The following is a 24,309-nucleotide window of genomic DNA, read 5'->3' as shown; positions in this document are numbered from 1 at the left end:
CCATGCCCACATCCTCCCCCGCCAAGCTTGAAACCACTCTCACCCGCGCCTGGCTGACGCGCGGCCCGCTGGCGTGCGCGCTGTGGCCCGTCTCGCTGCTGTTCGGCGCCCTGAGCGCCGTGCGGCGCGGGCTGTACCGCGCCGGCGTGTTGACATCGACGCGCCTGCCCGTGCCCGTCGTCGTCGTCGGCAACATTTTTATCGGCGGCACGGGCAAGACGCCGCTGACGATCTGGCTGGTGCAAGCCTTGCGCGACGCGGGCATGCGCCCGGGCGTCATTTCGCGCGGCCATGGCAGCGCCGACCGCCTGCCGCGCGCCGTCACCACTGCTTCCACGCCGCGGCAGGTGGGCGACGAGCCGCTGCTGATCTTCCAGCGCGGCGGCTGCCCCGTGATGGTGGGGCGCGACCGCGCGCAAGCGGGCAGGGCGCTGCTGGCCGCGCATCCGGACGTCGACGTGCTGGTCACGGACGACGGCTTGCAGCATTACGCCTTGCGGCGCGACGTGGAAATCGTGCTGTTCGACGGCCGCGGCGCGGGCAACGGCTGGCTGCTGCCGGCGGGACCTTTGCGCGAATCGCCGCGCCGCCGGCGCGATGTGACGGTGATCAATGCGCCCGCGCTGGCGCCGGATCTCGTGGCCACGGTCGCGCCACAGGGCTCTCTGGTGGTGCAGATGCTGCTGGCCGGTGGCGTGGCCGAACGCATGGCGAACCGCGGCGAAAGCCTGCCGCTTGAAACCCTGGCGGCCAGCGGCCAGCGCATCGTGGCGGCGGCCGGCATCGGCAATCCGCAGCGTTTCTTTGCCATGCTGCGCGGGGCCGGATTGGACTTCACGGAGCTGCCGCTGCCCGACCATCACGACTTTCTCGACCAGCCATTTGCGGCACTCGACACGGATGTGATCTTGATCACCGAGAAGGATGCAGTAAAATGTGCGCAAATTGAATATCTCAAAGATGACCCGAGACTGTGGGTCGTCCCCGTCAGTGCGCGCATCGATAGCGCGCTGGCCCAACAAATTGTGGAGAAATGTCGTGGACGCTCGACTGCTTGATATCCTGGTCTGCCCTGTTTGCAAGGGTCCGCTTGAACACGATAAGAAGGCGCAGGAACTGATTTGCCGCGCCGACCGCCTGGCCTATCCTATCCGCGATGGCATCCCCATCATGTGGGCGGACGAAGCGCGCACCCTGCAAGACGCAGTGGAATAACGATGGCGTTCATCGTCATCATCCCGGCCCGTCTGGCCTCGACGCGCCTGCCGGGCAAGCCGCTGGCCGACCTGGGCGGCAAGCCCATGGTGGTGCGCGTGGCCGAGCAGGCGGCCCTGTCTGGCGCCGCGCGCGTCATCGTCGCCACCGACCATGACAGCATCCGCGCCGCCTGCGCCGCGCATGGCGTGGAAGTGTGCATGACGCGCAGCGACCATCCGTCGGGCACGGACCGCATCGCTGAAGTGGCGCGCACGCTCGCTTTGCCGCCGGACGCCGTCGTCGTCAACCTGCAGGGCGACGAACCGCTGATCGATCCGGCCCTGCTGGCCGCCTGCGCCGCACAGATCAGCAGTACCGTTCCCATGGCCACGTGTGCGCATCCGCTGCATGACGTGTTTGATGCCTTCAACCCGAATGTCGTCAAGGTGGTGCTGGACAAGAATGGCCGCGCCTTGTATTTCTCGCGCGCCACGATTCCGTGGCACCGCGATGGCTTCGCGCAGTCGAAAGACAGCTTGCCGGCCGGCTACGTGCCGCTGCGCCATATCGGCCTGTATGCGTACAGCAATGCGTTTTTGCAAACGTATCCCACGCTCTCCGCTTCGCCGCTGGAGGCGATCGAGGCGCTGGAGCAGTTGCGCGTGCTGTGGCATGGCTATGCCATCGCCGTGCACGTCACGGACTCGGCGCCGGCCGCCGGCGTCGACACGCCGGAAGATCTTGCCAGGGTGCAGTCCCACTACGGCGCCCTGTAGGCATTACCCGCAAAACGGCAGGCGTGCAAATATAATTTGTGCGCCTGCAGTAAAAACCACATTTTGAAACGTCCGTCTCGCTAATTGCTGGCTTTGATCAATCAGGGCATGGCAATTCGATAGCAAACTGGCGCTCCGGGGATTTTTTGTGGTAAGTTTCGTAGGGAAAGATAGCCATAGCAACATCATCTAAAAAAAATAATTACACATACCACCATCCAAAATCTGTTTTTTAGGAACTTTCAATGCGTCTGATACTTTTAGGAGCACCCGGTGCCGGCAAGGGCACCCAAGCTAACTTCATCAAAGAAAAATACAACATTCCACAAATCTCCACGGGCGACATGCTGCGCGCGGCGATCAAGGAAGGCACGGAACTGGGCCTGGCAGCGAAAAAAGTCATGGATGCGGGCGGCCTCGTGTCGGACGACATCATGATCGGCCTGGTCAAGAACCGCCTGCAGGAAGCCGATTGCGCCAATGGCTACCTGTTCGACGGCTTCCCGCGCACCATCGCGCAAGCGGACGCCATGAAAGATGCCGGCATCAATGTCGACTACGTGCTGGAAATCGACGTGCCTGACGCTTCGATCATCGAGCGCATGGACGGCCGCCGCAGCCACCCGGGTTCGGGCCGTGTCTACCACGTCAAGTTCAATCCACCGAAGGTCGACGGCGTCGATGACATCACGGGCGAACCGCTGATCCAGCGCGACGACGACAAGGCGGAAACCGTCAAGAAGCGCCTGGATGTGTACCACAACCAGACCAAGGTCCTGCTCGGTTACTACAACGACTGGGCCAAGTCCGGCCTGCCGGGCGCGCCGAAATACCGCCGCATCGCCGGCGTCGGTCCGGTCGAGCAAATCCGCGACAGCGCCTTTGCCGCCCTGGCGGAATAAGCAGTTTTTAAAAGCGGACCTGAGTGTCCGCTTTTTTTCTGCCCGCTTTTCAGGCAGACTGCCAGCATGGCTGGATGCATAACGTTTTCGTGGTTCAGGTTTTTTGCAGGTCGTGTTTTCCTGGCTGCGCGTGCCTACCCGGTGCGGTCTGCAGCTGTTGGCAATGACGTCGGATAAAAACAGAAGGGGACGATATGGCAGCCAGTTTGTGGTTTGCGGTAGCCTGCGGCGTGGTCGCAGTCATTTACGGTTTGGTGTCGCGTAGCTGGATCCTGCGCCAGGATCCCGGCAATGCGCGCATGCAGGAAATCGCCCTGGCCATCCAGCAGGGCGCGGCCGCCTACCTGGCGCGCCAGTACCGCACCATCGCCATCGTCGGCGTGGTGCTGCTGATCGCCATCTACCTGTTGCTGGGCTTGCACACCGCGCTGGGCTTTTTGATCGGCGCCGTGCTGTCGGGCGCCTGCGGCTTCATCGGCATGAATGTCTCGGTGCGGGCCAATGTGCGCACGGCGCAGGCGGCCACCCTGGGCATCAACCAGGCCTTGAACGTCGCTTTCAAGGGCGGCGCGATCACCGGCATGCTGGTGGTCGGCCTGGGCTTGCTGGGCGTGACCCTGTTCTACTGGCTGTTGGTGACGACGGGCGCGCCCGGCCTGACCCAGCATGACCTGATCAAACCGCTGATCGGCCTGGCGTTTGGCGCCTCGCTCATTTCCATCTTCGCGCGGCTGGGCGGCGGCATCTTCACCAAGGGCGCCGACGTGGGCGCGGACCTGGTGGGCAAGGTCGAGGCGGGCATCCCCGAGGACGACCCGCGCAATCCTGCCGTCATCGCCGACAACGTGGGCGACAACGTGGGCGACTGCGCCGGCATGGCGGCCGATCTGTTCGAAACCTATGTTGTGACCCTGATCGCCACCATGCTGCTGGGTGCGCTGCTGATGGCAGAGGCGAGCAGCACGGCCATCATCTACCCGCTGCTGCTGGGCGCCGTTTCCATCCTCGCGTCCATCGTCGGCTGCTCGATGGTGAAAACCAAGCCGGGCGCGAAGATCATGTCGGCCCTGTACACGGGCCTGTGGTGGGCGGCCGGGCTGTCGCTGGTGGGCTTTGCCGTGGTGACGTGGCTGCTGTGGCCGGACGACGCCATGCGCTACAAGATGCTGGGCGCCACCGTCGTCGGCATCGTGCTCACGGGCCTGATGGTGTACATCACCGAGTACTACACGGGCACGGATTTCAAGCCCGTGCGCCACATCGCCGAAGCGTCGACGACGGGCCACGGCACGAATATCATCGCCGGCCTGGGCGTGTCGATGAAGTCCACCGCGTATCCGGTGCTGGCCGTCTGCGTCGCCATCCTCGTCTCGTATCAATTGGCCGGTCTGTACGGCATTGCGATCGCCGCCACGGCCATGCTGTCGATGGCGGGCATCATCGTCGCGCTCGATGCGTATGGCCCCATCACCGATAACGCGGGCGGCATCGCGGAAATGTCGGGCCTGCCCGACTCCGTGCGCGCCATCACCGACCCTTTGGATGCCGTCGGCAACACCACCAAGGCCGTCACCAAGGGCTACGCCATCGGTTCGGCCGGGCTGGCTGCGCTGGTGCTGTTTGCCGACTACACGCATGCGCTCGAATCCGTGGGCCAGCACATTACGTTCGACCTGTCGAACCCCATGGTCATCGTCGGCCTGTTCATCGGGGGGCTGATACCGTATCTGTTCGGCGCCATGGCGATGGAAGCGGTAGGCCGTGCGGCCGGTGCCGTGGTGGTCGAGGTGCGGCGGCAGTTCCGCGACATCAAGGGCATCATGGAAGGCACGGCGCGGCCCGAATACGACAAGGCCGTCGACATGCTGACGGCGTCGGCCATCCGCGAAATGATCGTGCCGTCCCTGCTGCCCGTGGTGGTGCCCATTGTCGTGGGCATGCTGCTGGGGCCAGCGGCGCTCGGTGGCCTCTTGATGGGCACCATCGTCACGGGCCTGTTCGTGGCCATTTCCATGACCACGGGCGGCGGCGCCTGGGACAATGCCAAGAAATACATCGAGGATGGCCACTTCGGCGGCAAGGGTTCGGACGCGCACAAGGCGGCCGTCACGGGTGACACGGTGGGCGACCCGTACAAGGATACGGCCGGTCCGGCAGTGAACCCCTTGATCAAGATCATCAATATCGTGGCCCTGCTGCTGGTGCCGCTGCTGCCGGCCACGGGCTGGCTGGCGGTCAAGGCACCGGCGCCCATCCACGCGCCCGCGCCGCCCATCCTGGCGCCGGCGACACCCGTGCAAAGCTTGCCCGCGCAATAAGAGGGTGCGGTTCCTGCAGCCCCGTGGCCCGCGCTGCGGGGCTGTTTGCATTGTGTCAAATGAAACTTTCCTGCTGTCCATATCCCCGGCGTATCAAAGGTGAGCAATTGTTACGGCGCCTTTGCTTGTGCCGGCCCGCTGTCAATAATGGAATGAGCGTCACAGTTGGGCAGGCAAGGCGGGAGGATGTCATGGACAGCATCAGCAGGAAGGGCGGCGCGCTGGCGGCGCTCTTGGTATTGGCGGTCACGGCGGGAGTGGCTCAGGCGGCGCCGGGCCGGCATGGCGGCTTTCACGGCGGCCACGGCCACTTCCATGGTCGTTCGCACGTGGGCGTCTGGGTGGGATATCCCTGGTGGTATGGCTATCCTTATCCGTATGGACGCACGGTGGTCGTGCAGGCGCCGCCCGTCGTGCCTCCCGTTTACATCGAGCAGGGCGGCGAGCCGACGGCGCAGATGTGGTACTAATGCGCGAGACCGCAGGGCTACTATCCCTATGTGAAAAATTGCAGTACGGCATGGCGTGCCGTGCTGCCGACCAGCGTGCGCTGACGGGGAGATGAACGTGAACACGAGAGTGTGGATGGGGCGTGCCGGCCTGTTGGCGCCCCTGTTGCTGGCCGCCTGCGCGGTGCTGCCGGAAGGGCCGTCGGCCATGGCCTTGCCCGGCACGGGCAAGAGCCTCGAGCAATTCCGCGTCGATGACGGCAGTTGCCGTGGCTATGCGCAGGCGCAGCTGGCCGGCATGGGCGCGGCCGAGAGTTCCTCGCATGGCATGCAGCGCAGCTACGATGATTCTTATCAGCAATGCATGTATGCGAGCGGCCACAAGGTGCCCGTCGCCGGGCAGATGCTCAGCGGCGTGCCAGCGAACGCCGCCACGCCGCCGCCCGATACGCCGCCGCCCCGTTACTAGCCGATTAGAAGCGCGAGGTCAGGCCGACAAACATGCGGCGTCCCGGCACGTAGTAGTCGACCAGGCCATCGGCCATCGGACCCTTCTGGAACAGGTTTTGCACGCCGCCGCGCACGGTCCATTGCGGCGTGACCTTGTACGACACGACGGTGTCGACGATGGTGTAGGCCTTGTCGGCCAGCTTGCCGGCATCGAGTTCCTTGCCCGTGTACTGGGCCGACACTTCGCCGAACAGCTGGTCGTTGACTTGCCAGCCCAGCGCCGAGTACCACGACAGTTTCGGCGTGGACAGCAGGTTGGCGCCCGTGGTCAGGTTTTTCGCTTCCGCCATGTAGGTGACGTTGTTACGCCAGTTCAGGTTTTTCGTCAGCGGGATGGTGGCCGTCGCTTCCAGGCCGCTGGTGCGCGCCTTCTGGATATTCGTCATCTTGGTCCACCAGCGCTGTTGGTAAAAGCCCAGCGGCGCGTAGTCGATCTTGTTCTTGAAATCCGTGTGGAAGTACGTCAGGCCCACGTCCCAGCCATGCTGTTCCCACGCCACGCCGATTTCGCCTGCCGTGCTCGTTTCCGGTTTCAAGTCCGCATTGCCGGCCATGTAACAGGAGCCGGTGACGTAGCCCAGCGGTTTCAGGCTGCCGCAACCGCGTCCGCCCGAGTTGGTGGCTGCCGCCGGCGAGTTTTCCTTCAGGCTCGGGGCGCGGAAGCCTTGCGAGACGCCGCCCTTGATGGTCCAGGCGGGGGCGGGGTGGTACACCAGGTACAGGCGCGGGCTGTAGTGATTGCCGAACTTGCTGTGGTGGTCCAGGCGCAGGCCGGCCGTGGCCGTCAAGTCTTCGCGCAGGAACAATTGATCTTCCGCAAACAGGGCCGAGGTGGTGCCCGACAGGGTCGCGCCGCTCACGGTGTTACCCAGGTAATCGGTGGGCACGGTGCCGATGGTATTCGTGTTCGTCAGTTCCTGGTGCTTCCACTGGCCACCCATCACGAGCATCTGTTCGATGCCGCCCCAGCCGAGCCGTTTTTCCAGGCTGGCATCGAGCGTGCTGTCCTTGGATTTTGCTACCGAGTCGACGACTTCGTTATCGAAGTCGTTGTGATACAGGTTGACCGTGGTCTTGCCGAAGTCCCAGCGGCCTTCGTAGCCGAGGCTGACGCTCTTGCGTATCAGCTTGCTGGCGCCCCAACTGTAGACCAGCGGCTCGCCATCCGCATCATGCGCGCTCGAAGTACTGGCTTCCTGCCTGCCATAGCTGGCGTCCAGCGACAGGTTCTGTTTCTTGTCCAGCGCCCAGGTCAGCTGGCCCGAGACAGTCTGGTTGCGTTCGCCGCCCATGGCGCCCGCTTTGTCGAAGGATTTTTCATCGGGATTCTGGCGCGTCTGGCTCACGCCCAGGCGCATGCCGACCGTGTCCGACAGGGGGCCGGCCAGGTTCAAGCCCAGCTGGTGCGCCGTGCCGCGGTCGCTGTCCTGCGGTTGCGTGTAGTTGGCCGTGGCCGAGCCGTTCCACTTGCCCGGCACCTTGCGCGTGATGATGTTGATCACGCCGCCCATGGCGTCCGAGCCGTACAGCGAGGACATGGGACCACGCACCACTTCGATGCGCTCGATCATGTCGGGCGAGATCCAGTTCAAGTCCTGGCGGCCCAGGTCGGGACGGTAAGCCGTGTCGCCCGAGCTGCCCACGCGCTTGCCATCGACCAGAATCAGAGTGTACTTGTCGGGCAAGCCGCGCAGCTTGATCTTCGACGCCTCGCCTTCGGGGCCGGTCCCGCCCGTCACGCCGGGGATGCGGCGCAGCAGGGTGTTCAGGTCATACACGGGCTGGCGCTCGATTTCCTCGCGCGTGATGACGCTGATGCTGGCCGGCGCATCCTTGATGTCGATGGCCGTGCCCGATGCGGTGACGACCACCGTGTTCATGGTGGGATCGGCGGCCACAGTGCCTTCGGCCCAGGCGCTGCTGACGGCCAGCGACAGCAGGCAGGGCAGGAGCAGGGTGGCACGGGCGGGAGTGGCGACGGGAGCTAAGAAGGTTGCGAAGGCGGGACTGCGCTGGGTCATGGTGAACTTTCCGGATGTTGTTATTTCCTGGCTGCCTTCCGGGTGGCTCGGGTATAAATGAATGAAAAGAGTAAAAAATGCGCTCCCATTCTGTGAATGAGAATAAGAATCGTTCTTATTGTAATGCCATGCTGGCAAGAAGGAAAGTACTGAAAGGAAATAAAACACTGTTGCAGCATGTGCATGGCATCTGGCGCCGTGTGTGCCAATAATGAAAGCGGTAAGATCGATGCTTGGGGAGGTGGCATGAAGACGATGATAAAAACCATACCGGCGCTGGCCTGCGCCTTGCTGTTCGCTGGCGGCCATGCCTGGGCGCAGGAGCCGGCGGCGCCGGCCGAGTCCTTGCCCGTGTGCCAGCTCGACCCGCACGACAGCGGCAAGCTGGCCGTGGAACCTTGCCGCCCGGCGCCGCCCGTGCAGCCGCGCCGTTCCGTGGCGCAGGTAATCGGCCGCATGCCCGTGCAGCGCACGGCGCCACCCGTCGTGCCCATGGCACCCCCGCCGCCCGGCCCGGCCATACCGATGCCGCGCGCGCCGCAGCCCATCGGTGCCTGCGACACGGGCGGTTGCCGTTACGCGTCCGGCGCGCGTTACAACGGCGCGGGCAATGCCACGCTCGATGCCAACGGCCGCATCTGCCACCGCAACGGCGCTTTCATGCAGTGTTTTTAGCCTTGCCATTGGCTGCGGCTGCAAGTTTTCGCTCGGTGAGCTCAAAAATGGCTACAATTGTCGCCGACATTACGTTTACGTAAACGTAATAGCGTAATAATGGCATCGTGCATCAACCATCGGGCGCCGGGAACACGGCCCTTATCACTCAGGAGATTTCATGCAGATTCAGGACAATGTATTCATCATCACGGGCGGCGCATCGGGTTTGGGCGCCGCCACGGCGCGCATGCTGACGGCCGCTGGCGGCAAGGTCGTGCTGGCCGATGTGCAGACGGAGGCGGGCCAGGCGCTGGCCGCTGAACTGAACGGCGTGTTCGTGCAGTGCGATGTCACGTCGGAAGAAGACGGCATGGCCGTGGTGGCGGCGGCAGGCAAGCTGGGTACTCTGCGCGGCCTGATCAACTGCGCCGGCGTGGCGCCGGCCGTGAAGACCGTGGGCAAGGATGGCCCGCATCCGCTGGCGCTGTTCCAGAAAGTCGTCAACATCAACCTGGTGGGTACCTTCAATATGTGCCGCCTGGCGGCCGATGCCATGGCGAAACAGGATGCGACGGCTGAAGGCGAGCGCGGCATCATCATCAACACGGCGTCCGTGGCAGCCTACGATGGCCAGATCGGCCAGGCGGCCTACGCTTCGTCGAAGGCGGCCGTGGTGGGACTGACCCTGCCGATGGCGCGCGACCTGTCGCGCAACGGCATCCGCGTGATGACGGTGGCGCCCGGCATTTTCGAGACGCCGATGCTGCTGGGCATGCCGGCCGAAGTGCAGGATGCGCTGGGCAAGATGGTGCCGTTCCCATCGCGCCTGGGCAAGCCCGGCGAATACGCGCAACTGGTGAAAGCCATCGTGGAAAACGTCATGCTCAATGGCGAAACGATACGTTTAGATGGCGCGATCCGCATGCAGCCAAAGTAAGAGCGCCTGGACAATGCCCAGGGCGTTGTTGCACGGCCTCGCCGTACTATTCGTACTGTCTTCGGCCATGCGCCTAGCCCTGGACATCGCCAGGCACTCTTACGAAGGCAGTGCCCTAATGGGCATTTGATGTAGGATACCCCCGTATGGGGCGTACAGCCTTGCTCGGCTGTGCGCCCTTTTTTTATCGGAGAATCCATGATCACATTGAAGCCGCTGGCGCTGAGCCTGACCTTGCTGGGAGCCCTGGCTGCCAGCCCCGTATTTGCCGAAGTGCCGCAAAAGGCGCCGGAAATCGCCACCGCGTATGCGGAAAAAAGTGGCTGGGCGGCGCAGAAATTCATGGTCGCCGCCGCCAATCCGCTGGCCGCCGATGCCGGCTACCAGATGCTGAAAAAAGGCGGCAGCGCCATCGACGCGGCCATCGCCACGCAGCTGGTGCTGACCCTGGTCGAACCGCAATCGTCGGGCATCGGCGGCGGCGCCTTTTTGTTGTACTCCACGGCCAAGGGCGTGCAGGCGTTCGACGGGCGCGAAACGGCGCCTGCCGCCGCCGATGAACACTTGTTCCAGAACGCCGACGGCAGCCCCGTCTCGCGCGCCACGGGCGTGGTGGGCGGGCGTTCCGTGGGCGCACCGGGCGTGCTGCGCATGCTGGAACTGGCGCACAAGGAACACGGCAAGCTGCCGTGGGCGACCCTGTTCGGCCCCGCCATCAAACTGGCGCACGGCGGCTTTCCCGTCAGCCAGCGCCTCAACGGCCTGTTGAGCTGGGACCAGGCCCTGAAGCGCGACCCTGTCGCCGCCGCGTATTTCTATGATGGCGAAGGCAAGCCCTGGCCCGTCGGCCATGTGCTGAAAAACCCGCAGCTGGCGCGCACCCTGCGCGAGATCGCCCGCGGCGGAGCCGACGCGTTTTACAGCGGCCGCATCGCGCGCGACATCGCCGCCAAGGTGGCGTCGCATCCGAGCAATCCGGGCAAGCTGACGGCGCAGGACATCGCCAACTACCGGGCCAAGGTGCGCGAGCCCGTGTGCAGCGACTACAAGGCCTGGACCGTGTGCGGCATGCCGCCGCCATCGGCGGGCGGCATCGCCATCGCGCAGATGCTGGGCATCCTGGAAGTGAAGGATATCCGTCCATATGCGCCCGTCGACGGCGTGCTCGATGCGCAGGCGATCCATTTGTTTTCGGAAGCGGGGCGCCTGGCCTACGCGGACCGCAACCGCTACGTGGCCGACACGGATTTCGTGCCGCTGCCGGGCAACGGTATCGCCTCGATGCTCGATAAAACCTACCTGGCCCAGCGCGCGTCGCTGATCGGCGAGAAATCCATGGGCCGTGCCTTGCCCGGCACGCCGCCCGGCATGCAGGTGGCGTGGGGTATGGATAACGCGCTGCAGCGCCCGTCGACGTCGCACCTGGTGGCGGTGGACGCCTTTGGCGGCGGCCTGTCGATGACCACCAGCGTGGAAGACGCGTTCGGCTCGCGCCAGATGGTCGACGGCTTTTTGCTGAATAACCAGCTGACGGATTTCTCGTTCGATTCGCGCGATGCGGATGGTCCCATCGCCAACCGCGTCGAGGCGGGCAAGCGTCCGCGCAGCGCCATGTCGCCCACCCTCGTGTTCGAGAAGGGCACGCACAAGCTGGTGCTGGCGACGGGTTCGCCCGGTGGCTCGTCCATCATCAATTATGTCGCCAAGGTGCTCGTCGGCACCATGGACTGGGGCTTGAACGTGCAGCAGGCGATCAGCCTGCCGAACTTCGGCAGCCGCAATGGCCCGACGGAGCTGGAAAAGGGCCGCGCGCCTGCCGCGCAAGTCGAGGCGCTGCAAGCGATGGGCCATGAGGTGCGCGTCATCGAACAGAATTCCGGCCTGCAGGGCATCATGCGCCTGAATGCGCATGGCAAGGATTTCTGGTTTGGCGGGGCTGATCCACGCCGTGAAGGCATGGTCAGAGGTGACTAATCTTTTCCACAAAGCATCAAGACCCTGCTAATCTGCCGGCATGGGAATGCAAAATAAAACAGGCTTGATACTCACGGGAGGGGGCGCCCGTGCCGCCTACCAGGTGGGCGTGCTGCAGGCGATTTCGGCGATATTGTGGGAAGCGGGCTGGGCGCCGGCGCGCAACCCGTTCGACATCATCTGCGGCACCTCGGCCGGGGCCATCAACGCCACGGCGCTGGCTTGCCGGGCCGACAATTTCGGCGAAGGCGTGCAAAAGCTGCTCGACGTGTGGCAGCATATCGAGGTCGAGCAAGTGTATCGGGCCGATTCGCTGGGCGTGATCCGTTCGGGCGCGCGCTGGCTGTCGCTGCTGTCGTTTGGCTGGCTGCTGCGCCAGTGGCATGCCTCGCCGCCCAACTCCCTGCTCGACAATACCCCGCTGGTCAGCCTGCTGCACCGCATGCTCGACCTGCCGCGCCTGGACGCGGCGCTGGCCGATGGGCTGCTGCATGCGCTGGCCGTGACGGCGTCGTCGTATTCGGGCAGCCGCCACATGACGTTTTACCAGACGGCCGCCGAGATCGCGCCGTGGGTACGCACGCAGCGGCTGGCCTTGCAAGACCAGATCGGCGTGGAACACTTGCTTGCCTCGGCCGCCATCCCTTTTATTTTTCCCGCCGTGCCCCTGTATATCGGTGGCCAGCGCGAATACTGCGGTGACGGTTCCATGCGCCAGCTGGCGCCCATTTCCCCGGCCATCCACCTGGGGGCGAACAAGGTGCTGGTGGTGGGCGCGGGACGCATGACGGAACCGGCACCGGCCGCGTCCGAAGCGGCGCGCTACCCGAGCCTGGCGCAGATTGCCGGGCACGCGCTGTCGTCGATCTTCCTCGACGGCCTGGCCGTCGACATCGAACGCCTGAACCGCATCAACCTCACCTTGTCGATGCTGCCGCCCGAGTTGCTGGGCAAGACGGCCTTGCGGCCCGTGGAATTGCTGGTCATTGCTCCCTCCGAACGGCTCGACGCCATCGCCAGCCGGCATATCGGCAGTTTGCCGCGTCCCATCCGCACCATGTTGTCGGGCATCGGCGCGGCTGAAGCGCGCGGCGCGGCGCTGGCATCGTATTTATTGTTCGAATCGACGTATACTAACGAACTGATCCGTCTTGGACAGCGCGATACGCAGGCCCGCAAGGACGATGTACTGGCGTTTTTTGGTTCTTGAGACGGCCCCCGGAACAGTTGCGGGAGTTTTCGCGTTTTTTTTGACAGGACGATCGTGCTGGTATTTCGACGTGTTTGCGAAGTGGTATTGCTGCTGCCGGGCGGCCCGGCCGCGGCGGCGCCCGCACCCACCCTGCGTTTCGACCAGCTCAGCGTCGACCAGGGTCTGGCGCAGGAATCGGTACTGGCCATCGCCCAGGACCGCCAGGGCTATATGTGGTTCGGCAGCCAGTCTGGCCTGAGCCGCTACGACGGCTATCGCATGGTCGTCTACAAGAATATCGAGGGCGACAAGACCAGCTTGGCCGACAACTGGGTCGGCGAACTGCACGTCGATAGCCAGGGCCAGCTGTGGGTGGGCACCGACAACGGCCTGGACCGGTTCGACGCCGCCAGCCAGACCTTCATTCACTACGTCCCAGCCGAAAAGAGCAAGCGCGGCAACGGCAACCGGCATATCCACGCCATTCTTGACGATGGCGCGCGCGGCTTCTGGATCGCCACCTCGGACGGCTTGCAGCATTTCGACCCCGCCACGGGCGCTTTCCGCACCTGGCACCATGAAGAAGGCAACCCGCACAGCCTGGGCGACAATGAAATCAAGGCGCTGGTGCTGGACGCGCAACAGCGTCTGTGGATAGGCACCGTCACGGGCCTGGACATGCTGGCGCCGGGCAGCGACCGCTTCGAGCATTTCGCCGTCGACACGGAGCCCGGTTCAAAATATAACGTGATCCAGTCGCTGCTGGTGGACCGCCAGCAGAATCTGTGGATCGGCACCATGGCCGGCGCCGAGCGCTGGCGCCTGGGAGGCGCCGGTCAGGCGCCGCAGTCACGCCTGCGCCTGAATGAAAAACAGGGCTTTTCCGCCATCCGCGTGGCCAGCCTGTACCAGGATATCGACGCCACCGTCTGGCTGGGCAGCAATGCCGATGGCCTGTTCCGCTGGCTGCCCGAGAGCGACACCTTCCTGCAGTACCGGCACCAGACGGGCGACAAATTCAGCGTCGCCGACAACCAGCTGTCGTCGCTGTACCGCGACCGCGCGGGCACCTTCTGGGTCGGCTCCTGGTACAACGGCGTGAGCCGGGTCGACCTGGGCAGCGGCGGCTTTTCTCGCATGGCGCGCGCGCCCGGCGATGTGGGCGCGCTGGCGGACAAGAAAGTGCGCGCCGTGGCCGACGCGGGCAATGGCAAGCTGTGGCTGGCCACCAAGGGCGGCCTGAAACTGTACGATACGCGCGACGGCAGCTCGCGCCTGTTCGACCTGCGCAGCTCGCCCGGCATGTCGCGCGACGAGCAGGTCACCACCCTGTACAAGGCGCCGGACGGCGTGCTGTGGGTGGGCGGCTCGACGGGCTTGCACCGCTTCGATCCGGCACTCGGGCTTTTTTTTACCATGCGCTTTGCCGCCGGCGACCCGAACAGCGACACCATCCGCAATGTCGTGAGCGACCGCAGCGGCATGCTGTGGGTCTCGACGCGGGGCGGCGTGCACCGTTTCGACCCCGCCAGCCGTCGTTTTACCACCTACCGCCACGATCCGGCCGACCCGCACAGTCTGTCCGACAACATGGTGCGACCCGTGCTGGAAGACGGCAAGGGGCGGCTGTGGATAGGTTCTTTCCACGGCCTCGATTTGCTGGACCGCGCCAGCGGCCATTTCCGGCATTTTCGCCACGATCCGCAAAACCCGCATAGCCTCAGTCACGACGAAGTGCATTTCCTGCACGAGGACAAGCGCGGCGTGCTGTGGGTGGGCACGGCCAATGGCTTGAACCGCATGGATGTCGATGCGAAAGGCGAAATCCGCTTCCGGCGCTTCCTGCGCAAGGATGGCATGGCCGACGATGCCGTCGCCAGCATCCTCGGCGACGATAACGAGCAGCTGTGGCTGAGCACGAATAGCGGCATCACGCGGCTCGACATGCGCAGCGGCCTGTTCCGCAACTACGACAGCGCCGATGGCACGGTGGAAGGCTCGTACTTCGATGGCGCGGCCCTGCGCGCGGCCGATGGCACCATGTATTTTGGCGGTTTTAACGGCATGACGGCGTTCGTGCCGCAGGATATCCACGACAACCGCGTGCCGCCGCTGGTGGCCATCACGGAACTGCAGATCTTCAACAAGCCGGTGGCCATCGGCCGCGGCGAATTCGCGCACGTGCTCAGGACGGCGATCGACCATACGCGCCAGCTGGTGCTGACCAGCCGCGAAAGCGTCTTTTCGCTGGAATTCGCGGCCCTGCATTTCGCCGCGCCCCAGCGCAATATGTTCGCCTACCGGCTTGAAGGCTTCGACCAGGACTGGGTCATGACGGATGCGGGGCGGCGTTTTGCCACCTACACCAACCTCGATGCGGGCAATTATGTGTTTCGCGTCAAGGCTGCCAACAAGGACGGTGTGTGGAACGAGAGCGGCGCCACGCTGGCCATCACGATCCTGCCGCCGTTCTGGAAAACCTGGTGGTTCCGCACCCTGATGGCGGCGCTGCTGCTGGGCGCCATGTATGGCGCTTACCGGCAGCGCGTGCGCGCGCTGCGGCGCCAGCAGAACGAGCTGGAAAAACTGGTCGGCGAACGCACGGCCGAGTTGCAGAGCAAGGAAGTCGAAGTGCTGGCCCAGTCGGAAAAGCTGGCGCAAGTCAACAGCAGCCTGACGAAAAACGAGGAAAGCCTGCGCCTGGCCAAGCGCAAGGCCGAGGATGCGACGCGCCAGAAGTCGGAATTCTTGGCCAACATGAGCCACGAGATGCGCACGCCACTGGCCGGCGTGATCGGCATGCTGGGCTTTGCCCTGCGCGACGAGCAGTTGCATGACGCCACGCGCGAGCAGATATTGCGCGGCCAGGCCAATGCCCAGTCGCTGCTGGTGATCATCAATGACTTGCTCGATTTTTCCAAGATCGAGGCGGGCAAGCTGAGTATCGAAAACATCGACTTCGCGCTCGGTGCGGCGATCGAAACGGTCGTCAGCCTGTTCGAGGAGCAGGCGGCCGCGCGCAGCATCGGCTTTGCCATCGATTTTGCGCCCGACCTGCCGCCCTTCGTGGTGGGCGACCCGACCCGTTTGCGCCAGGTGCTGGTCAACCTGGTCGGCAATGCCTTCAAGTTCACCCAGCGCGGCGGCGTCAGCGTCTGCGTCGAGCGGGCCGGCGTGGCCAGCGGCAGCGGCGGACGCTGTGTCAACCTGATCCGCTTTACGGTCAGCGACAGCGGCATCGGCATCGATGCGGACGCGATGGCGCGCCTGTTCCAGAAGTTCGAGCAGGCCGACGCCAGCACCACGCGGCGCTACGGCGGCACGGGGCTGGGCCTGGCGATCTGCCGCCAGCTGGTTGAACTGATGCAGGGCGAGATCGAGGTGGCCAGCACGCCGGGGCAGGGCAGCACCTTTGCCTTCACCTTGCCGCTGGCCGATGGCGTGGCGCCGCCGCTGGTGCCGCAGGTGGCGCTGGCGCCGCACAGCCACCAGTTGCGCGTGCTGTGCGCGGAAGACTTCCCCACCAACCAGATCATCATCCGCGTCATGCTCGAAGAACTGGGGCACAGGGTCGATGTGGTCGTCAATGGCGTGCTGGCGGTGGCGGCCTGCGTGCATACGCGCTATGACCTGATCCTGATGGACGGGCGCATGCCGGAGATGGATGGCGCCACGGCGACGCGTTTGATCCGCGTGGGCGGCTGGCCGGACCAGCCCGTGCGCGACCAGGAATTGATGATCGTGGCCCTGACGGCGAATGCCAGCGATGAAGACCGCAGCCGCTATCTGGGCGTCGGCATGGATGATTTCCTCAGCAAACCCGTGGACGAGGCGGCGCTGCATGCCTTGCTGGCGCGCGCCATCGAGCGCCAGCTGCAGCGCGGCTTCATGTTGCCGCGCATGCCGTCGAACGTGCCGCGCGCCAGCGCGCGGGGTCAGGCCGAACTCGATGCCCTGTTCGGTATCGCGCCGGCGGCCCCCGTCGCGGCACCCTCCCAGTCCATCCGCAGCGGTGAACTGCAACGGCGCATCCGCGTCGCCTTCGTCGCCGACCTGGAGGGGCGTCTGCGCGAACTCGACGCCGCCCTGGAGGCGCAGGACAGGGACAACGCCGGGCGCCTGCTGCACGGTTTGAAGGGCAGCGCCGCCTATCTCGACGAAACGCAGCTGCACATGCTGTGCACGGAAATGGAAGAGGCGGCGGACGGCGGGCGCTGGACGCAGGTGGCCCTGCATTTGCCGCAATTGCGCGCACTGTTGGCGCAAATAGCCGTTTCGGGCAAGGAAATGTAAAATAGGCAATGCCGGCCTTCGAGCGCGCGGCGAAACTGGGTAGAATACGGCCAGGCCCCTGACGCCGCCGGCAATGGAGAAAGCAATGAAAGTACTGGTGGTTGACGATGATGTCGTGTCGCGCATGGTATTGATGCATCTGATCGACAGCTGCGGCGTGCACGATATCGTGGAAGCCGAAGATGGCGCGGCGGCGTGGGAGCAGCTCGAAGGGGGCTTGCGCCCGTCGCTGTGCTTTTGCGATTTGCGCATGCCGCGCCTGTCCGGCATGGAGCTGCTGCAGAAAATCCGCTCCGACAGCGCGCTCGACGCCATGCCGCTGGTGCTGGTATCGTCGGCCAATGACCAGGATACGGTGCGCGACGCCGTGCAGGCCGGTGCCGCCGGCTACATCGTCAAGCCCTTCCAGCCGGAGCAGGTGCGCCAGCATATCGACGCCTGCTTCGACGTCTCCGCATTGCCGGCCGAGGCGCCGCGCGACACCTTGCAGCGCCTCGGCATCGACAGCGAACGCCTGCAGGCCTACCTGACGGGTTTCCAGGGGCAGGTGGGCGCCGCCAGCGAACAGGTCGACGCCTTGCTGGCGCGCGGCGAACCGGTCCAGGCGCGCCAGCAGCTCGAACGGCTGCACCTCGGTTGCCGCACCCTGGGTTTGCATGGGGCGGAAGCTGGCATGATGGCCCTGCTGCAGGCTTCGGTGCTCGATGGCGAGCAGATACAGGCGGCGCTGGGCGCACTGACGCGCAGCGTGGCGCAGCAGGCGCGCTTGCTACGGCAACAGGACGGCGTCGACTGAATCTACTGTTTTTCGCTTGCTGGAAAAATACTTTAGGTTTAAAGTATCTGCTTTCGGGCCATGTGCACGCGCCCGCTACCAGCCAGGATGAGCATGAGCAGCGACCCTTCGCCTAGCACCGCATCTCCCCAGGACGACTTTGCGCGCGCGCACCTGCCGCCGCGCGCACTCTGGCCGCAGCTGTGCCTGGACTTGCCCGAGCTGCAGTATCCGCCCCGTCTCAATTGCGTCGCCGTGCTGCTCGATGCGGCCGTCGCCAGCGGTGGCGGCGAGCGCATCGCCATCCTTGCCGACGGCCAGCGCTGGAGCTACGTCGATCTGGCGCGGCAGGTCGACCGCATCGCCCACGTGCTGCGCGCCGACCTGCGCCTGATTCCCGGCAACCGCGTGCTGCTGCGCGGCGCGAATACCCCGATGATGGCCGCCTGCCTGCTGGCCGTGCTGAAGGCCGGCTGCATCGCCGTGCCCACCATGCCGCTGCTGCGCGCGCGTGAACTGTCCACCATCCTCGCCAAGGCGGAAGTGAACGCCGTGCTGTGCGCGCAGGACTTGCGCGCGGAACTCGATGGCGTGCCCGGTTTGCCGCCGATGTTGTGCTTTGGCGCCGCCGACGCGGAACTGGAACGGCACATGACCGCCCACGATGCGCCATTTCCCGCGCACGATACGGCGGCCGACGATGTCTGCCTGATCAGCTTTACCTCGGGCACGACGGGCGTGCCCAAGGGCACCATGCACATGCAGCGCGACCTGCTGGCCATTTGCGACTGCTTTCCCCGCTCCATGCTGCAGGTGCGCGCCGACGATATCTTCATCGGCACGCCGCCGCTGGCCTTCACTTTCGGCCTGGGCGGCCTGCTGCTGTTCCCGCTGCGCTTTGGCGCTTGCGCCGTGCTGCTGGAAAAACTCACGCCCGAGGGTCTGCTGCGCGCCATCGGTGCCTATCACGCCACGATCTGCTTCACGGCGCCCACCTTTTACCGCCAGATGGTGCCCCTGGCCGCGCAGCACGAGCTGCGCAGCCTGCGCCTGTCCGTCTCGGCCGGCGAGGCGCTGCCGCTGGCCACGCGCGACGCCTGGCAGGCTGCGACGGGACTGGCCATGACGGACGGCATCGGCGCCACAGAGATGCTGCACATTTTCATTTCCGCCACCGGCGAGGGCATCCGCCGCGGCGCCATCGGCAAGGCCATTCCCGGCTACCAGGCCTGCATCGTCGATGACGCGGGCGTGCCGCAGCCGCCCGGCGTGACGGGCCGCCTGGCCGTGAAAGGCCCCACCGGTTGCCGCTACCTGTCCGACCCGCGCCAGCGCGAGTATGTGCAGAACGGCTGGAACCTGACGGGCGACACCTTCGAGATGGATGCCGACGGCTATTTCTATTACCGCTCGCGCAGCGACGACATGATCGTCTCGGCCGGCTACAACATCGCCGGCCCGGAAGTGGAAGAGGCGCTGCTGCGCCATCCGGCCGTGGCCGAATGCGGCGTCGTGGGGCGCGCCGATGCCGAGCGTGGCCAGATCGTCGAGGCGCACATCGTGCTGAAGGATGGTTTTCAGGCCAGCGACCTGCTGGCGGCTGAATTGCAGGACTTCGTGCGCCAGCAGATCGCCCCGTATAAATATCCGCGCGCCATCCGTTTCCTGCCTTCCCTGCCGCGCACGGAAACGGGCAAGCTGCAGCGCTTCAAACTTCGCACGGACACCCCATGAATATCGTCTGCATCGGCGGCGGTCCCGCCGGCCTGTATTTCAGCCTGCTCATGAAAAAGCAGAACCCGGATCACCGCATCACCGTCATCGAGCGCAACCGCCCGTACGACACGTTTGGCTGGGGCGTGGTGTTTTCCGACCAGACCCTGGGCAACCTGGCCAACGCGGACGAGCCGACGGCGCGCGCCATCCTGCAAGCGTTCAACCACTGGGACGATATCGAGATCCACTTCAAGGGTCAGACCGTGCGCTCCGGCGGCCATGGTTTTTGCGGCATCGGCCGCAAGCGCCTGCTCAATATCCTGCAGGCGCGCTGCGAGGAACTTGGCGTGCAGCTGGTGTTCGAGACGGAAGTGCAGGACGACCAGGCCATCGCGAAGCAGTACGGCGCCGAGCTGGTGATCGCCAGCGACGGCTTGAACAGCCGCATTCGCACGCGCTATGCGGCCAGCTACCAGCCCGAGATCGAGCAGCGCCATTGCCGCTTCGTCTGGCTGGGCACGCGCAAGAAATTCGAGGCGTTCACGTTTGCCTTCCGCCAGACGGAATTCGGCTGGTTCCAGGCGCATATCTATCAATATGACGGCGACACGTCGACCTTCATCGTCGAAACGCCGGAACACGTGTGGCGCGCGGCGGGGCTCGATAGCATGAGCCAGGAAGAGGGCATCGCCTTTTGCAAAGCGCTGTTCGCCGAGGAACTCGATGGGCAAGGTCTACTGAGCAATTCGCCGCACTTGCGCGGCTCGGCGCAGTGGATCACCTTCCCGCGCATCGTTTGCCGGCAATGGGTGCACCGGCAGGACGGCGTGCCCGTCGTGCTGATGGGCGACGCGGCCCACACGGCGCATTATTCGATCGGCTCGGGCACCAAGCTGGCGCTGGAAGACGCGATCGAGCTGGCGCGCTGCTTCGGCCAGCATGCCGACAGCGATGCCGCGCTGGCCGCCTACCAGCAGCTGCGCGCCATCGAGGTGCTGAAGATCCAGAGCGCGGCGCGCAATTCCATGGAGTGGTTTGAAAACGTCGAGCGCTACAGTGCCATGGAAGCGCCGCAGTTCGCCTATTCCATGCTCACGCGCAGCCAGCGCATTTCACATGAAAACCTGCGCCTGCGCGATCCCGCGTACGTGGCCGACTATGAATCGTGGCTGGCGCGGCGCGCGGGCGAGCAGGCCGGCGTGGACATGCTGGATCAGGCTTTGCCGCCCATGCTCACGCCGTTCCGGTTGCGCGGCGTGCTGCTGAAAAACCGCATCGCCGTCTCGCCGATGGCGCAGTACAGCGCCGTCGATGGCGTGGCGGGCGACTACCATCTGATGCACCTGGGCGCGCGCGCCATGGGCGGCGCGGGCCTCGTGTTTGCCGAGATGACGTGCGTGTCGGCCGATGCGCGCATCACGCCCGCCTGCCCCGGCATGTACAGCGAAGCGCATACGCAGGCGTGGCGGCGCATCGTCGATTTCGTGCATGCCAACAGCGATGCGAAGATCGCCCTGCAGCTGGGCCACGCGGGCGCGAAAGGCTCGACGCGGCCCATGTGGGACGGCATCGATCTGCCACTCAGGGAGGGTAACTGGCCGTTGATCTCGGCCTCGGAGCAGCAGTACCTGGCCGGCGTGTCGCAGGTGGCGCGCGCGGCCACGGAAAGCGACCTGGCGTGCATCGAGCAGGACTTCGTGCACGCCACCCTGGCGGCCGCCGTCGCCGGTTTCGACTGGCTGGAACTGCATTGTGCGCACGGCTATCTGCTGTCGAGTTTTATTTCGCCGCTGACCAACCGCCGCACCGACGAATTTGGCGGCAGCCTGGAAAACCGCTGCCGTTATCCGCTGCGCGTGTTTCGCGCCATGCGCGCCGCCTGGCCGCAAGATAAACCGATGAGCGTGCGCATCTCGGCCCACGACTGGGTGGAAGGCGGCATCACGCCCGACGATGCGGTCGTCATCGCGCGCCTGTTCAAGCAGGCCGGCGCCGACCTGATCGACTGTTCCTCGGGACAGGTGAGTAAACTCGAACAGCCCGTGTACGGACGCATGTTCCAGGTGCCGTTCGCCGACCGCGTGCGTAACGAGGCGGGCATCGCCAGCATGGCCGTCGGTTCCATCTTCGAGGCCGACCACGCCAACAGCATCATCGCCGCCGGGCGCGCCGACCTGTGCGCCGTGGGCCGCCCGCACCTGGCCAACCCGGCCTGGACCCTGACCGAAATGGCGCGCATCGGCTACAGCGGCGCAGGCGCAGCGTGGCCGAAACAGTACCGGCCGGGCCAGCAGCAGCTGGAACGCAATCTGCAGCGCGAGCGCCAGTTGGCCGCCGCCAGCACGGGCCTCACCCCGCAACAGGTGGCCGCGCGGCTGCTGGAAGGATGACATGAGCAAGCAAGCATTGATGGACACGCTGTCAGAAAAACACGCGCTGGTGACGGGCGCCGGCAGCGGCATCGGCCTGGCCTGCGCGTGCGCCTTGCTCGACGCGGGCGCCCGGGTCACCCTGGCCGGGCGCGATGGCGCGCGGCTGGCGCGCGCGCGCATGCAGCTGGAAGAGGCGGGCCACGCGGGCAGGGTGGCCATCTGCGTGCTCGACGTGAGCGTGGAAGCGTCCGTGCAGGCCGGCTTCGCGCAGGCGGGGGCGCATTTCGGCCGCATCGATATACTGGTCAATAACGCGGGCCAGGCGCACGCGGCGCCCTTCGGCAAGACGGACGCCGCCATCTGGCAGCAGATGCTGGCCGTGAACCTGACGGGGGTCTTTCACTGCTGCCAGGCCGCCATGCCGGCCATGCTGGAAGCGGGCTGGGGACGTATCGTCAACGTGGCGTCGACGGCGGGCTTGAAAGGCTACCGTTACGTCAGCGCCTATGTCGCCGCCAAGCATGGCGTGATTGGCCTGACGCGCGCGCTGGCGCTGGAAGTGGCGCCGCGCGGCGTCACCGTCAACGCCGTCTGCCCCGGTTACACGGAAACGGACATGGTGGCGCAAGCCGTGCAGAATATCGTGCGCAAGACGGGGCGCGGCGAAGACGCGGCGCGCGCGGAACTGGCGGCCGCCAATCCGCAGCACCGGCTGGTGCAGCCGCAGGAAGTGGCCGATGCGGTGGCGTGGCTCTGCCTGCCCGCATCGGCCGCCATGAATGGACAATCGATCGCCGTCGCCGGCGGTGAAGTAATGTAACTGAATGAAGATCATGGATAAAGAAAGCGCTGACGCGCAAGAACAACCGGTACTGGACCTGTCCAGCCGCCTGACGCAGGACCACCACCAGTCGCTCAAGCTGTGGCTGCGCATGCTCTCGTGCACGGTGAAAATCGAAAACGAGGTGCGCACGCGCTTGCGCGCCAGCTTCGGCATCACCTTGCCCCGCTTCGACTTGATGGCGCAGCTCGAGCGCTTTCCCGAAGGCTTGCGCATGGGCGAACTGTCCAAGCGCATGATGGTCACGGGCGGCAATATCACGGGCATCACCGACCAACTGGAGCAGGAAAAACTGGTGGTGCGCGTGGTCGACCCGAAGGACCGCCGCTCGTACAGCGTCAAGCTGACGCCGGCCGGGCGGCGCGCCTTCGACGAGATGGCGCGCGTGCACGAGGGCTGGATCGCCGAACTGCTGCACGGCGTGACGCCGGACGACAAAACCCGATTGATCGAACTGCTGTCGCAGATGAAACAGCACTTGAATGAACACGATCGTGACATCATCGATAAATAAAGGAAGCACCATGCGCCACTTACCCGGCCAGCCGCAAGACCTGCCAGGCAACCGCGCCAGCTTGGCCGACTACGCCGCGCGGCATTTTCTGTTTTCCGTCGACGCAGGCGTCGCCACCCTGACCCTGCACCGGCCCGAGCGCAAAAATCCGCTCACCTTCGATTCCTATGCCGAGCTGCGCGAGCTGTTCCGCACGCTGGCGCATGCGGACGACGTCAAGGTTGTGGTGATCACTGGCAGCGGCGGCAATTTCTGCTCGGGCGGCGATGTGCACGACATCATCGGCCCGCTGACGCAGCTCGACATGCCCGGCCTGCTGGCGTTTACCCGCATGACGGGCGATGTAGTAAAAGCCATGCGCGCCTGTCCGCAACCCATCGTCGCCGCCATCGACGGCATTTGCGCGGGCGCCGGCGCCATGCTGGCGCTGGCGTCCGACATCCGCATCGGCACGGCGCGCAGCAAGACGGCCTTTTTGTTTACCCGCGTGGGCCTGGCCGGCTGCGACATGGGCGCCTGCGCCTTGCTGCCGCGCGTGATCGGCCAGGGCCGCGCCGCCGAACTGCTGTACACGGGGCGCTCCCTGGCCGGCGCCGAGGCCGAGCGCTGGGGTTGGCTCAACCGCCTGGTCGAGCCGGAAGAACTGGCCGAGGCGGCGCAGCTGTTCGCCGCCGGCCTGGCCGGCGGCCCCACCTTCGCGCACGGCATGACGAAAAAAATGCTGCAGCAGGAGTGGAACATGGGCGTCGATGAAGCCATCGAGGCGGAAGCGCAGGCGCAGGCCATTTGCATGGCCACCAACGATTTCCACCGCGCCTATCACGCCTTCGTGGCGAAGGAAAAACCACAGTTCGAGGGTAATTGA

Annotated in this window: 19 protein-coding genes; 18 read left to right on the top strand and 1 reads right to left on the bottom strand. The window is 65.3% G+C overall.

Features of this window, described 5'->3' with window-relative positions:
• Positions 1–2 precede the first annotated feature (2 nt).
• From lpxK to KY494_RS11010, 7 genes are all read left to right on the top strand, one after another.
• Entirely contained in the window at positions 3–1,058 is a 1,056-nt protein-coding gene (gene lpxK / locus KY494_RS11040; RefSeq protein WP_219890960.1) for a tetraacyldisaccharide 4'-kinase, read from the top strand.
• Complete coding sequence (locus tag KY494_RS11035) at positions 1,039–1,215, top strand: Trm112 family protein (RefSeq protein WP_010395789.1); 177 nt, start codon at positions 1,039–1,041, stop codon at positions 1,213–1,215. The genes lpxK and KY494_RS11035 overlap by 20 nt, the downstream gene beginning before the upstream one ends.
• A 2-nt stretch (positions 1,216–1,217) precedes the next feature.
• The gene (kdsB, locus tag KY494_RS11030; protein WP_219890959.1) at positions 1,218–1,973 is read left to right on the top strand and encodes a 3-deoxy-manno-octulosonate cytidylyltransferase; all 756 of its coding nucleotides are present in this window, start codon (positions 1,218–1,220) and stop codon (positions 1,971–1,973) included.
• Positions 1,974–2,218: 245 nt separating this feature from the next.
• On the top strand, positions 2,219–2,875 hold the full coding sequence (gene adk / locus KY494_RS11025; protein WP_071078917.1) for an adenylate kinase: 657 nt from the start codon (positions 2,219–2,221) through the stop codon (positions 2,873–2,875).
• A 194-nt stretch (positions 2,876–3,069) separates the two neighbouring features.
• The gene (locus KY494_RS11020; protein ID WP_219890958.1) at positions 3,070–5,193 is read left to right on the top strand and encodes a sodium-translocating pyrophosphatase; all 2,124 of its coding nucleotides are present in this window, start codon (positions 3,070–3,072) and stop codon (positions 5,191–5,193) included.
• Positions 5,194–5,345: 152 nt separating this feature from the next.
• Complete coding sequence (locus KY494_RS11015; RefSeq protein WP_258194799.1) at positions 5,346–5,663, top strand: hypothetical protein; 318 nt, start codon at positions 5,346–5,348, stop codon at positions 5,661–5,663.
• 91 nt (positions 5,664–5,754) lie between these two features.
• Entirely contained in the window at positions 5,755–6,111 is a 357-nt protein-coding gene (locus KY494_RS11010) for a glycine zipper family protein (protein WP_375143471.1), read from the top strand.
• 4 nt (positions 6,112–6,115) lie between these two features.
• On the opposite strand, the gene KY494_RS11005 is transcribed toward KY494_RS11010, so the two are convergent.
• On the bottom strand, positions 6,116–8,173 hold the full coding sequence (locus KY494_RS11005) for a TonB-dependent receptor domain-containing protein (protein ID WP_219890957.1): 2,058 nt from the start codon (positions 8,171–8,173) through the stop codon (positions 6,116–6,118).
• Between the two features lie 246 nt (positions 8,174–8,419).
• Between KY494_RS11005 and KY494_RS11000 the strand changes: the two genes are divergently transcribed.
• From KY494_RS11000 to KY494_RS10950, 11 genes are all read left to right on the top strand, one after another.
• Positions 8,420–8,848, top strand: coding sequence for a hypothetical protein (locus tag KY494_RS11000; RefSeq protein ID WP_258194798.1), 429 nt, complete (start codon positions 8,420–8,422; stop codon positions 8,846–8,848).
• A 160-nt stretch (positions 8,849–9,008) separates the two neighbouring features.
• Positions 9,009–9,767, top strand: a complete 759-nt coding sequence (locus KY494_RS10995) for a 3-hydroxyacyl-CoA dehydrogenase (protein WP_219890956.1) — start codon at positions 9,009–9,011, stop codon at positions 9,765–9,767.
• A gap of 198 nt (positions 9,768–9,965) precedes the next feature.
• Positions 9,966–11,741, top strand: coding sequence for a gamma-glutamyltransferase (gene ggt, locus KY494_RS10990; protein ID WP_219890955.1), 1,776 nt, complete (start codon positions 9,966–9,968; stop codon positions 11,739–11,741).
• Between the two features lie 40 nt (positions 11,742–11,781).
• On the top strand, positions 11,782–12,951 hold the full coding sequence (locus tag KY494_RS10985; protein ID WP_219890954.1) for a patatin-like phospholipase family protein: 1,170 nt from the start codon (positions 11,782–11,784) through the stop codon (positions 12,949–12,951).
• A 54-nt stretch (positions 12,952–13,005) separates the two neighbouring features.
• Complete coding sequence (locus tag KY494_RS10980; RefSeq protein WP_258194797.1) at positions 13,006–17,226, top strand: two-component regulator propeller domain-containing protein; 4,221 nt, start codon at positions 13,006–13,008, stop codon at positions 17,224–17,226.
• An 85-nt stretch (positions 17,227–17,311) separates the two neighbouring features.
• Entirely contained in the window at positions 17,312–18,022 is a 711-nt protein-coding gene (locus KY494_RS10975; RefSeq protein WP_219890953.1) for a response regulator, read from the top strand.
• 93 nt (positions 18,023–18,115) lie between these two features.
• The gene (locus tag KY494_RS10970) at positions 18,116–19,735 is read left to right on the top strand and encodes an AMP-binding protein (RefSeq protein WP_219890952.1); all 1,620 of its coding nucleotides are present in this window, start codon (positions 18,116–18,118) and stop codon (positions 19,733–19,735) included.
• A complete protein-coding gene (locus tag KY494_RS10965) occupies positions 19,732–22,107 on the top strand; it encodes a bifunctional salicylyl-CoA 5-hydroxylase/oxidoreductase (protein WP_219890951.1) in 2,376 nt (791 codons plus the stop codon). The genes KY494_RS10970 and KY494_RS10965 overlap by 4 nt, the downstream gene beginning before the upstream one ends.
• A gap of 1 nt (position 22,108) precedes the next feature.
• The gene (locus tag KY494_RS10960) at positions 22,109–22,909 is read left to right on the top strand and encodes an SDR family NAD(P)-dependent oxidoreductase (RefSeq protein ID WP_219890950.1); all 801 of its coding nucleotides are present in this window, start codon (positions 22,109–22,111) and stop codon (positions 22,907–22,909) included.
• A gap of 13 nt (positions 22,910–22,922) precedes the next feature.
• Positions 22,923–23,444, top strand: coding sequence for a MarR family winged helix-turn-helix transcriptional regulator (locus KY494_RS10955; RefSeq protein WP_219890949.1), 522 nt, complete (start codon positions 22,923–22,925; stop codon positions 23,442–23,444).
• 10 nt (positions 23,445–23,454) lie between these two features.
• Positions 23,455–24,309, top strand: coding sequence for an enoyl-CoA hydratase family protein (locus tag KY494_RS10950; RefSeq protein ID WP_219890948.1), 855 nt, complete (start codon positions 23,455–23,457; stop codon positions 24,307–24,309).

The organism is Janthinobacterium sp. PAMC25594 (assembly GCF_019443505.1).
GTDB lineage: Bacteria > Pseudomonadota > Gammaproteobacteria > Burkholderiales > Burkholderiaceae_D > Janthinobacterium.
Note: the sequence above shows the minus strand (reverse complement) of the source record. Positions and strands in the feature narration are given on the sequence as shown.